An 11,837-nucleotide genomic window follows, 5' to 3' on the forward strand; every position below is an offset into this window, starting at 1 on the left:
TTTTAAGCATGAAAGCCAATTCTAGGCACTGCTTTCACATAAGCTCTTATTGTCTCTAAACAACAAAGCCGCGATAAATCGCGGCTTTGTTAGTATCAAACAGTGAATGCAACTTAGGCATAAACTGGGAAGCGTTTGCAAAGATCGATGACTTTCGCTTTTACCGCTTCAATATTGGCTTCATTGGTCAGGTCATCTAACACATCGCAAATCAGGCCAGTCAGATATTTAGCTTCTTCTAAGCTAAAACCACGACGAGTTATGGCTGGAGTACCAATACGCAACCCCGAAGTCACAAAAGGTGAACGTGGATCATTCGGTACTGAGTTTTTGTTCACCGTGATGTTCGCACGACCTAATGCAGCATCGGCATCTTTACCGGTGATATCTTTGTCGATGAGATCCACCAAGAACAAATGGTTCTGCGTGCCGTTAGAAACGATTTTGTAGCCCCGTTCCTGAAAAACAGCGACCATTGCTTTGGCGTTGTCCAACACTTGTTGCTGATAGGCTTTAAATTCGGGTTCCATCGCTTCTTTAAACGCAACGGCTTTGGCAGCGATTACATGTTCTAAAGGACCACCCTGTCCTCCCGGGAAGACGGCTGAATTCAGTTTTTTCTCGATTTCAGGGTTGGCTTTCGCCAGAATCAAACCACCACGAGGACCCGCCAAGGTTTTATGAGTGGTTGTCGTAACAACATCAGCAATCGGCACTGGGTTAGGATACAAGCCCGCAGCCACCAAACCAGCAACGTGTGCCATATCTACAAACAGATAAGCCCCCACGGAGTCGGCGATATCACGAAAACGCTGCCAGTCAACAATTCCCGAATAAGCGGAGAAACCCGCCACGATCATTTTAGGATGATGCTCTTTCGCCAGAGCTTCCACTTCATCGTAATCCAATTCACCAGTATCTGCTTTAATACCATACTGGATTGCGTTATAAATTTTACCTGAGAATGATACGCTGGCACCGTGAGTCAAATGTCCACCATGCGCCAAACTCATACCCAACACGGTGTCGCCCGGCTGAACCAAAGCCTGATAAACAGCGGCGTTGGCCTGTGAACCGGCATGCGGTTGAACGTTAGCATAATCAGCGCCAAACAATTTTTTAGCACGTTCAATCGCTAGTGTTTCAACAACATCAACGTATTCACACCCGCCATAATAACGTTTGCCAGGATAGCCCTCTGCGTATTTGTTAGTGAGCTGCGAACCTTGCGCCTGCATCACTCGGGGACTGGTATAGTTTTCTGAAGCAATAAGTTCTACGTGTTCTTCCTGACGCTGAACTTCTGCAGACATTGCCTGCCAAAGTTCCGCATCATAATCTGCAATATTCATATCGCGCTTTAGCATCAGTTTCTCCTGGCTCTTTTCGTAATATTGGGGGTTATCTTTTATAAGATATAATTTCAGTGCTCTTCCTTGCTTTAAAGGCACTGACTAGATGTCGCATGATTCCGCAAATCGTCTTCAAGCTCAACCCCTATCGATGAGTTTTATATAAAAATCGGAAATTTTTTTCCCAGCTTGAAAAAAAGTCATAAATCCTCATAAACCTATCGCTTATTTGCTAACCGTCATCCTTATCATCTGCCTTAATTGCGCTTTAAAAACAGAGGATGAAACTTTCTTAATGAGTTCATGCGAGTCCTCATAAAGATGGTTATTATGGCCCACATAGCGCTATATTCGGCTCGAGTTAATTTAAGATGACACGAACCCTAATACAAACTTGCATAAGTTCACCCGTCCATAATGGCCACATCATAAGGCCATTATGGATGTTTACTCTCAATGATTCCCTTGTTGGCGCAGTTTACGGGCGACATCAACCATCACCTTAATTGAGGCTTCCGTTTCTGGCCAATCGCGGGTTTTCAGGCCGCAATCAGGGTTCACCCATAACCGCTCCGCCGGGATTTTTTCAGCAGCTAACCGCAACAGTTTTTCAATCCAGGTAGCGTCCGGAACCACTGGCGAATGAATATCGTACACGCCCGGACCAATTTCATTGGGATAGTCGAACGCTTCGAAGGCATCTAGCAATTTCATTGCCGAACGCGATGTTTCAATCGTGATCACATCGGCATCCATCTTCGCAATTGAAGCGATGATGTCATTAAACTCGCTGTAGCACATATGGGTGTGGATCTGCGTGGAATCTTTAACCGCACTGGCACTTAAGCGAAAGGCTCGCACGGCTCGCTCCAAATAGGCTGACCATTGATGGCGCTGCAAAGGTAACCCTTCCCGCAGTGCCGGTTCATCAATCTGAATCACGTTAATCCCGGCGCGTTCCAGATCGCTCACTTCATCACGTAGCGCCAACGCTATCTGATCGGCCACGTCGGCTCGCGGCAAGTCACTGCGCACAAATGACCAGTTCAAAATGGTTTGCGGTCCGGTCAACATACCCTTCACTGGTTTGGCACTTTTCGACTGCGCATAAGCACTCCAGCGAACCGTCATAGGCTTCGGTCGGCTCACATCACCAAAAATAACCGGTGGTTTCACGCAGCGGGTACCATAGCTCTGCACCCAACCAAACTGAGTTTGTGCCACGCCTTGCAGTAACGGCGCAAAATATTCCACCATGTCATTGCGCTCTGGTTCCCCATGCACCAATACATCCAGGCCCAACGCTTCCTGACGCGCAATCACATCGTCTATCTGGGCAGCGATAAAGTCATCATATTCTGCGGGCGTGATTCGCCCAGCTTTAAATGCAGCACGGTGCTGACGAATATCGGCAGTTTGCGGGAATGAGCCAATGGTGGTGGTTGGCCATCGGGGCAGATTGAGTGCTTCACGTTGCAACTTCGCTCGCTCAACATAAGCGGTTGCGCGATGAAAATCATCTTCGGTTAACTGCATCACCCGATCTCGCACACCGTGGTCGGTAATTCGCAACGACTGTTGACGAGTCGCTACCACTTGTTGGCTTTGGGCCAACCAATGGCTGTCTCGCTCATCCGCTTTGCCATCTAAATAATGAGCCACACACACCAGCTCCGATAATTTTTGCTTAGCAAAACTCAGCCAACTGAGTAGTTCTTCATCCAATAGTTGCTCGCGTTCCGTCGAGACCGGGACATGTACTAAACTACATGAAGGTGCTAACCATAACTGTTGCTGCCAGTTTTGTTGGGCGGTTTCAAGTGCGTTGATCGTTGCTTTCAAATCACTGCGCCAGATATTCCGGCCATCAATCACCCCCAGCGACAGCACTTTATCGCTCGGCCAATAACGCAATGCTTGTTCCAACTGCTCTGGAGCACGCACTAAATCAAGATGCAGCCCAGCGACTGGCCAGCTAGCGATCGTGGGCCAATCCACAGTAATTGCGCCAAAGTAACTGGTCAATAACACTTTAATCGGCAATGTAGCCAACCGGGTATACACATGGCTAAAAGCTTGCTGCCATTCGAGGGGCAATTCCAGTGCTAAAATCGGTTCATCTATTTGCACCCATTCCACCCCTTTGTCAGCCACGGCGTTTAACAGCTGCGCATAAACGTCGAGCAATTCGTCCAAGCGATGCAAAATATTGTCTGAATCATTCCGCCCCAAGTATAAAAATGTTAACGGCCCGGTGAGCACGGCTTTAAGCGGTTTGCCCAAAGCTTTGGCTTCATCAATTTGAGCTAATAGCGGGCTGTCGCCGAGTGAAAAAGGCTGATCCGCCTCAAACTCAGGCACCAGATAGTGATAGTTAGTATCAAACCATTTTGTCATTTCCATGGCGGCTTGGTTCGCGCAGCAATGGCTTGCACCACGGGCCAATTCAAATAACTGTGCTAATGGAGAGGCCTGCTGATGGCTACGATGACGTTTCGGGATCACATTGAAACTCTGAGCAAGCTGTAACATAGGGTCATACCAGGCAAAGTCGCCCACGGGAAGCCTCTCGATTCCCGCGTCAATTTGAGTTTTCCAATTTTCCAGGCGGATCGCTCGCCCAACTTCCTGTAACTGCGCTTCACTTAAGTGTCCTTTCCAATATTGTTCAATCGCTTTTTTCAGTTCGCGGTCCCCGCCAATTCGCGGGTAGCCTAAGTTATGGATCTGGGTCATGTCAGCCTCATTTAGATGTATAGATGTTTGGATGGCTATAACTATGACAGTTTGTTATGATGATTCAAAATCAAGTTTTTCATATATAACATGAGAGATATTAATGATTGAAATCCGACACCTCTACACCTTACAAACGCTCTACCAAACTGATTCCGTCAGTGCCGCAGCAGATAAGCTGTATTTAAGCCAATCGGCACTTTCACACCAACTCAAAGAATTAGAACAACGTATTGGCGAACCACTGTTTATTCGCAAGACCAAACCCATTCAATTTACGCGGGAAGGATTACTCCTCTTAGAACTAGCGCAAAAAATACTTCCAGAAGTTGAAACGACCCAGCATAAGTTAAAATCCAAACAATCTTTACCTCCGAGCCAAATCAATCTGGCCTTGGAATGCCACAGCTGTTATTTGTGGCTGCTCCCCGTCATTAAACAATTTAATCAAAGCTGGCCGAATATTTCTCTGGAACTGATGACCGAACACCCTTTTGATCCATTGCAAGCTCTTACCGCGCAACAATTGGACTGGGTGCTCAGCGCCGATCCGCTGCCCAGTACGCATATCCAGTACACTCCCCTATTTCATTATGAAACAGTGTTGGTTTGCCGCCCTGATCATCCATTAGCGACACGGTCAGCGACCTCAGTGCAAGCTCCCGATCTGCTCAATTATGAACTCATTACCTATCCAGTGGCTGAGCAGCGTCTTGACTTATTTCGTGAATTTTTGCTCCCCGCAGGGATCACCCCCTCGCAAATTCGCTCGACCCGACATCCATTAATGATGCTGCAACAAGTCAGCCAATCTGATGCAATAGCGGCATTACCTCGATGGGTCATTGAAGAATTAGGTCGAGCAATGGCGTTAACCGCACTCACGATAGGGGATGGTTTATGGTGCACGATGTATCTGGCCTGTGAGAAACAAATCCCACAATGGACGACTGATTTTATTCATCTAACGCGTCAGATTACAACGACTTACCCAGGGATCCGTCCTGTATGAGGTACATTTAATAACAATTAAAACAAATAGTTAATGACAACAAGATTAATTTATAAACAAAATAAACATGGTATATGAACGGCAAATCGGCTATCTTATCCGAAAATTTAACTGATAATAATTATCAGTATTTTAGTGATCTTCGTTATTTGAATCGTTAGTAGATACATTATAAATGATACCCCTTGATTTAACGGCAATGATGCTTATATGTACGGCATCTGCTTTCATCGCGGCAATCTGTTTAAGCTTACTTACTCATAATCGTTATCTTTGCCCGGGGTGTCCTTATTGGTTAACGGCGCAATGGATGATTGCATTGGGTTTTCTGGCGTTAATTGGACGAATCTGGATCCCGGTTTCTATCAGTGTCATTCTGGGCAATACCTTAGTTTCGGTGAGTCTGTCCTTCATGTTACTCGGACTGCTCAGCTATCATCCTTTATTAATAAAACGCTATAAACTTTTGGGGTTGATTGCTCCAACGCTGATGCTCCTTAGCATGACGGTGGCCGTTGCAACTAACCAATCTATTATTATTCGTTGCCATATCTTTGATATCATTGCTGATATTCAGCTCTTAGGATGCATCGTAGCCTGTTTATACCAACGTCATCCCCGGGAAACCGGTCGCAAACTATTAGCAGGGCTCTTTCTGATTTTAATCATCTGTGGTTCTTTACGTTCACTACTGGCACATTTTCAGCATACGCCCTATGTCTATTTTTCATTTAGCAATGCCACCTTACTGGTAATGGCTAGTGAACTGTTATATTTAATCGGAGTTTCAATTTGTATGCCATTGCTCACCGCGCAGTGGTTGCAATTGCAATTAGCAAAAACAGCTTGTATTGATCAAGTCACCGGTCTCCAAAACCGGCATGGATTAATTGAATATATTGACCAGTTCACCAACACCCAAAAAGCTACAGCGACCCATGCGCTAGCGATTATCGATATCGATCATTTTAAACAAATCAACGATCAATACGGGCATTTAACTGGCGATAAAATTCTATCATCAGTCGCCGAACTCATTCGAAAGCATACCCGGGAAAAGGATTTAGCCATGCGCTATGGCGGGGAAGAATTTGTAGTGATATTTCCGGAACAGGATCATAACCATGCCATCAGCTGGGCTGAACGTATCCGAAAAATCATTGAAAATACGTTGCACTCATTTGAAAATCAATCATTACAGGTAACCGTCAGTATTGGGATTGCACAGTTTTGCAATCCTTCCCACCAAGCGGTTCGGCAAGCATTAGCCGCAGCCGATTCGGCGCTCTATCAGGCGAAAAAAAATGGCCGAAATCAGGTTCAGCTGAATCAAACCACAGTCGCCACAGATTCATTCAAATCCATTACGCTCTGGTGAGCTATTGGAGAATTTAATCGGCTCAGCCGTTAAAACGAACTAAGGTATGATCTTCGCCTTCCAAAGCCTGATCAATAATTTTTTCAATCAAAACCCAGTTTCCGCCCCCTAAACCAGCGCCAATCAGAGGATAACCAATCCGTAATCCATGATAACGCTGACGGACTTCAGCAAAGACCATCTGTACTGCCTCATAGTCAGCATTCCCTTCACCATGATAATCAAACTGCGTATATGCATTCACAACCGTGAAGCAGACTTCCCCCCGAGTGACGATTGCCGTACTTAAAGTACCCAGTTTTTCACGATCTCCAAACGCAGTTTCTTGATCGGCCTGATAAGCTTCCGGAAACACATGTCGAATCGACAATGCGATACCGCCGTCCATTGAATGGAAACAATTACTGCCATGAACGATAACGTCAAAGTTACCTTCAAGAGCAAGTTCAATTAAATCGCCATCAACGACTTTCATCAATCCATGCCTTAATTAAGTTTAAAATCATTATAACTATAATAGAAGTTATCGACCGATGACGCTGAAATATAATCAACTATGGTGCAATTCGTTCCAGATATCGTAAAAAAGATGAGGCCGTTAAAATGACCGGCAATTCAACTCCATTGGGAGCATTCGCCGAATAGAGTCGATTATAAGGTACTCCATAACGTTGATATTGGGCTAGATAACGATTGATTCGGGGATCTGAATGTGTCCAGTCGCCTTTGAGCAGAACCACCTGATGCTGATGTAACTGATCGATCACAGATTTACGACTAAATACATTTAAATAATTGGCCTGACACGTCATGCACCAGTCGGCGGTGATATCAACCAAAACCGTTTTATGAGCCGCCAAGGCCTGAGTTAAACGCTGCTCACTAAAAGGTTGCCATTGGATTTGTTCTTTATTCATCTGATTTTTCAGAACATAGCTTCCCCCAATGCCAAACAATGCGCTCACAGCCACTACTCCGACCAGCCCTCCTAATAACGGGTAGCGGTGCTGTTTGAATAACCGAAACACCATCACAAATAGACAGAATACAATGCCCCCCCAAACCCATTTTATCGGCAAGAAACTGTCCAATACCGAGGCGAGCCACAATGCGGTCATAACCATCATCAGCCCGAACAAGTTCCGCAATCCGACCATCCAAAAACCAGGTTTAGGAAGATAACGAACACATCCGGGGAAAGTGGCGATGAACAGCCAAGGAAGAGCCATCCCCAGCGCGACACCGGTAAAAATAACCCAAAGCCCCAACGGACTGGCCAGCATAGCGGCCGTAACCGCCGTAACCAAAAATGGGGCACTACAAGGCGTGGCTAAAAGTGTGGCAAAAATACCCTGAGAAAAATGGCCCCAGTACTGTTGCTGCCCCCGGCTAGCTAAAAAATCACGCCAACGAGCGGGCAACTGCAGTTCCCACAACCCCAATAAATTCAGACTAAATAAGCCACATAAGAATAATAGGATGCCAACAAACCAAGGACTTTGAAACTGGATCCCCCACCCCTGAACCGAGCTATATTCCCGGGTTATGAGTAACCCGCCCGCAATGGCCCAAAAACTGATGAAAATACCGGCCGCAGATGCCAAAAACTGATACCGCACCGCACGCCGTTGCTGGCCTTGTACCAATAAAACACTGGCCAATTTAATTCCCAAGACCGGCAAAACACAGGGCATGACATTGAGGATCAACCCACCTAGCAATGCACATAAAAAAATCCATCCCATATGCGTAGCCGCGGATGGAGAAGGCACCATAGAATGAACCTGAAATTGCCCAGATCCATATCCATTCGATAACGTAATATCTAAGGCTCGTTGTTGCCATCCGGGATCACCCCGTCTAAGCGCAAAAATGGCTTGCAACTGATTGCCCTGCACTCGATGAGTCACCAATGCTGTATTGAAGGTATGACCAATCTGCTCGATGAACATCTGCGGATGCAGATTCCAACCTAAAACCGAGGTGGCAAACACTGTAATTTGCTGTTTTTGTTCACTATAACTAACTGAATCAATATGGAATTCAGCCGGATCAGAACGCGGAACCTGAACTAAAGCCTGTTGATAGCGCCGTTCTAAATCAGGTGGTGTAAACAGTTGCGAAGGAGTAAACCGCAGGTCTAAGGGGAAATCCATCTGAATACACAGTTGATGGCAAACCGAGAGGAACAACTGGCCGTGCAAGATCGCAGCTTGCTGTAAATCGGAAATATTAATCTGGAGAGGAAACGCAACAAATGATTGATACCCCAGTGTTTCAATCCCTAGTGCGACCGTTCGCTGTGGCAGAGGCCAAAACCATTGTACAGATTGAACATTTCGGCTATCTTTAAGCACGATCTCAGGAGCAGCCCCCGCTTCTCCGGGTGTTCGCCAATACGTTTTCCATTGCGGAGCTAGACGGACTTCCAGTAAAGCCGGTAAATTGACATCTTGATCATTCGCCGGAGCTAAAATCGATAATCGAACCTGAGCTTCCGGATGCTGAGCATCACTCAACCAGCCAGTGGTCATCGCCCAACCATAAACCGGCCATGCGCCAAAGACAGCAAGGGCAAATAACCATCGGAACCAGATTTTAAGCACGCCCTCTACCCACCTGCCGTATTGACGACATTCATAAAAAAGCCGGAGCCATTTTTCAATGACCCCGGCTAAATTGCAAGCCTAAGATTTTATTCCTGATGCTGAGGACGCATAGCAGGGAATAATAAAACATCACGAATCGTGTGGCTGTTAGTCAGCAACATAACCAGCCGGTCAATCCCAATTCCCTGACCTGCTGTGGGTGGCAAACCATGTTCCAGAGCCGTGATGTAATCGGCATCATAGAACATCGCTTCATCATCACCGGAATCTTTCGCAGCAACCTGAGCCTGAAAACGTTCAGCCTGATCTTCGGCATCGTTGAGCTCTGAGAAACCGTTCGCAATTTCACGGCCCCCAACGAAGAACTCGAAACGATCCGTAATAAACGGATTTTCATCGTTACGACGAGCCAATGGCGAAACTTCCGCTGGATATTCAGTGATGAATGTGGGTTGGATCAGCTGGTGTTCAACCGTTTCTTCGAAGATTTCGGTCAGGCATTTACCGGGTCCCCAGTAGCCTTCAACCTGAATGCCCATTGCTTTAGCAATAGGTTCCATGATGGCTTTATCTTGGATTTTATCGTTATCCAGCGCCTGAATTGCAGCGTTGTCCGGGTTAAACTGTTTGACTGAATTCAGCATCGACAACCGTGCATAGTTACTCCCGAAGTCGAATTCATATTCACCGTATTGAACCACGCTAGTTCCCAGAACCTGCTGCGTAATTTGTTTCAGCATTGATTCGGTCAGATTGATCAGGTCACGATAGTCCGCATACGCCATGTAGAATTCCATCATCGTGAATTCTGGATTATGCCGAGGTGACAACCCTTCGTTACGGAAATTACGGTTCAGTTCAAAGACCCGTTCAAACCCACCGACCACTAATCGTTTGAGATATAACTCAGGCGCAATACGCAGATACATATCAATATCCAGCGCATTGTGATGAGTAATAAACGGACGAGCACTTGCGCCACCTGGAATCGCCTGCATCATGGGTGTTTCCACTTCCATAAAGCCATTCGCAGCCATAAACTGACGTACGGCTGCCAGAATTTGAGAACGAATTTTAAACGTATTCCGGGATTCTTCGTTGACGATTAAATCCACATAGCGCTGGCGATAACGTTGTTCCTGATCGGCCAAACCATGAAATTTTTCAGGTAAAGGACGCAGTGCTTTCGTCAACAATTTGAATTCATCCATCATGACGTACAACGCGCCACGACCCGACTTATGCAATTCACCGGTAATACCGATAATGTCACCGATATCCAGTCCCCCTAACTCTTTCAGCGCTTTTTGCGTCTCTTTAGAGGCATATGCCTGGATCTGATCTGAACTATCCTGGACCACAATAAAAGGTCCACGCTTAGCCATGACTCGTCCTGCAATGCTGACGACCAGCTTGAGCTCTTCCAGCTCTTCCTTGCTCTTTTCTCCATGCGCTTGCTGCAACTGTGCAGCAAGACTATCACGGCGGAAATCATTCGGATGGCCATTGGATTTACCCAGTTTTCTCAGGTTATCCAATTTAGCCCGCCGTTCAGCAATCAGCTTGTTCTCGTCATGTACCTGTTCAGTCATTTATCTAACCCTGTTTTTATATTTACAGCCCTGATTTGAGGCTGGCTTCAATAAATTTATCTAAATCCCCGTCGAGTACCGCTTGTGTATTCCGATTTTCTACACCGGTACGCAGGTCCTTAATTCTCGAATCATCAAGCACGTAGGAGCGGATTTGACTCCCCCATCCAATATCCGATTTCGATTCTTCTTTCGCTTGTTTTTCAGCATTTTTTTTCTGCAGTTCCAGCTCATATAACTTCGCTTTTAACTGCTTCATGGCCTGATCTTTGTTTTTATGCTGAGATCGGTCATTTTGACACTGTACAACCGTGTTGGTCGGTAAATGGGTAATTCGAACTGCGGATTCAGTCCGGTTGACATGCTGACCACCGGCCCCAGAAGCTCGGTACACATCAATACGCAGATCAACTGGATTAATATCCACTTCAATGCTGTCATCAATTTCCGGATAAACAAAAGCGGAAGCAAACGAAGTGTGACGACGGCCACCGGAATCAAATGGTGATTTGCGAACCAGCCGATGGACCCCAGTTTCGGTCCGTAGCCACCCATAGGCATATTCGCCCCCAACCCGAATCGTCGCCCCTTTAATACCGGCGACTTCACCATCAGATTGTTCTATGATCTCTGTTTTAAAGTTATGGGCTTCACACCAACGCAGATACATCCGCAATAACATACTGGCCCAATCCTGAGCTTCAGTACCACCCGAACCCGATTGAATATCGATGTAACAATCACTTTTGTCCATTTCACCCGAAAACATCCGGTGAAACTCTAGTTTTTCAAGCTTTCTAACCAGCTCATCGGCTTCGGCTTCAGCCTCATGGAAAGTTTCTTCATCATCGGCTTCAACGGCCAGCTCGATTAAACCTTCCACATCTTCGATCCCCTGATCCAGCGCATCGATAGTCCCGACGATCTCTTCTAATGAAGAGCGTTCTTTACCTAAAGCCTGCGCCCGTTCTGGATCATTCCAGATATCAGGTTGTTCCAATTCCCGGGTGACTTCCTCTAACCGTTCTAAGCGGGTATCGTAGTCAAAGATACCCCCGAAGCACATCTCCGCGCTCTTTAATGTCGGCCAGGGTGTGATGAATTGCATTGACTTCAAACATGATTGCTTACACCTGTCGTCTCTGATTTCGAAAAAAC

General features: G+C 46.2%; 8 protein-coding genes. 2 read left to right on the top strand and 6 right to left on the bottom strand.

The features are described 5' to 3' along the window. Window positions 1–113: 113 nt before the first annotated feature. Together glyA and metE are read right to left on the bottom strand one after the other, a co-directional pair. On the bottom strand, window positions 114–1,367 hold the full coding sequence (glyA, locus tag ABUE20_RS13055) for a serine hydroxymethyltransferase (RefSeq protein ID WP_408620373.1): 1,254 nt from the start codon (window positions 1,365–1,367) through the stop codon (window positions 114–116). 438 nt (window positions 1,368–1,805) lie between these two features. Beyond that, window positions 1,806–4,088 carry a 5-methyltetrahydropteroyltriglutamate--homocysteine S-methyltransferase gene (metE, locus tag ABUE20_RS13060; protein ID WP_408620374.1) on the bottom strand — a complete coding sequence of 761 codons (2,283 nt, stop codon included), beginning with the start codon at window positions 4,086–4,088 and terminating at the stop codon, window positions 1,806–1,808. A 103-nt stretch (window positions 4,089–4,191) separates the two neighbouring features. Here metE and ABUE20_RS13065 point away from each other — a divergent pair, with 103 nt between their 5' ends. After that, window positions 4,192–5,100: a LysR substrate-binding domain-containing protein gene (locus ABUE20_RS13065; RefSeq protein WP_408620375.1), complete on the top strand. Its 909-nt coding sequence runs from the start codon at window positions 4,192–4,194 to the stop codon at window positions 5,098–5,100. 199 nt (window positions 5,101–5,299) lie between these two features. Further along, window positions 5,300–6,478 carry a GGDEF domain-containing protein gene (locus ABUE20_RS13070; RefSeq protein WP_408620376.1) on the top strand — a complete coding sequence of 393 codons (1,179 nt, stop codon included), beginning with the start codon at window positions 5,300–5,302 and terminating at the stop codon, window positions 6,476–6,478. A gap of 22 nt (window positions 6,479–6,500) precedes the next feature. Here ABUE20_RS13070 and ABUE20_RS13075 read toward each other — a convergent pair whose 3' ends face one another. The 4 genes from ABUE20_RS13075 to prfB form a co-directional block, all read right to left on the bottom strand. Next, window positions 6,501–6,953, bottom strand: coding sequence for a macro domain-containing protein (locus ABUE20_RS13075; protein WP_408620377.1), 453 nt, complete (start codon window positions 6,951–6,953; stop codon window positions 6,501–6,503). A gap of 79 nt (window positions 6,954–7,032) precedes the next feature. After that, on the bottom strand, window positions 7,033–9,084 hold the full coding sequence (locus ABUE20_RS13080) for a protein-disulfide reductase DsbD family protein (protein ID WP_408620378.1): 2,052 nt from the start codon (window positions 9,082–9,084) through the stop codon (window positions 7,033–7,035). 89 nt (window positions 9,085–9,173) lie between these two features. Further along, a complete protein-coding gene (gene lysS / locus ABUE20_RS13085; RefSeq protein ID WP_408620379.1) occupies window positions 9,174–10,679 on the bottom strand; it encodes a lysine--tRNA ligase in 1,506 nt (501 codons plus the stop codon). A gap of 22 nt (window positions 10,680–10,701) precedes the next feature. Then, window positions 10,702–11,800 (bottom strand): peptide chain release factor 2 gene (gene prfB, locus ABUE20_RS13090; protein WP_408620380.1). Its coding sequence is split into 2 segments (ribosomal slippage): window positions 10,702–11,724 and window positions 11,726–11,800, totalling 1,098 coding nucleotides; the frame shifts between segments, so codons are not numbered across the junction. Window positions 11,801–11,837 lie beyond the last annotated feature (37 nt).

The sequence above is a fragment of the Celerinatantimonas marina genome, from assembly GCF_046054165.1.
Taxonomy (GTDB): Bacteria; Pseudomonadota; Gammaproteobacteria; order Enterobacterales; family Celerinatantimonadaceae; genus Celerinatantimonas.

Bases quoted from the DNA above. Each gene is read 5' to 3' on its own strand.
- ABUE20_RS13075 (WP_408620377.1), bottom strand. From the start codon at position 6,953: ATGAAAGTCGTTGATGGCGATTTAATTGAACTTGCTCTTGAAGGTAAC.
- ABUE20_RS13070 (WP_408620376.1), top strand. From the start codon at position 5,300: ATGATGCTTATATGTACGGCATCTGCTTTCATCGCGGCAATCTGTTTA.
- glyA (WP_408620373.1), bottom strand. From the start codon at position 1,367: ATGCTAAAGCGCGATATGAATATTGCAGATTATGATGCGGAACTTTGG.
- metE (WP_408620374.1), bottom strand. From the start codon at position 4,088: ATGACCCAGATCCATAACTTAGGCTACCCGCGAATTGGCGGGGACCGC.
- lysS (WP_408620379.1), bottom strand. From the start codon at position 10,679: ATGACTGAACAGGTACATGACGAGAACAAGCTGATTGCTGAACGGCGG.
- ABUE20_RS13065 (WP_408620375.1), top strand. From the start codon at position 4,192: ATGATTGAAATCCGACACCTCTACACCTTACAAACGCTCTACCAAACT.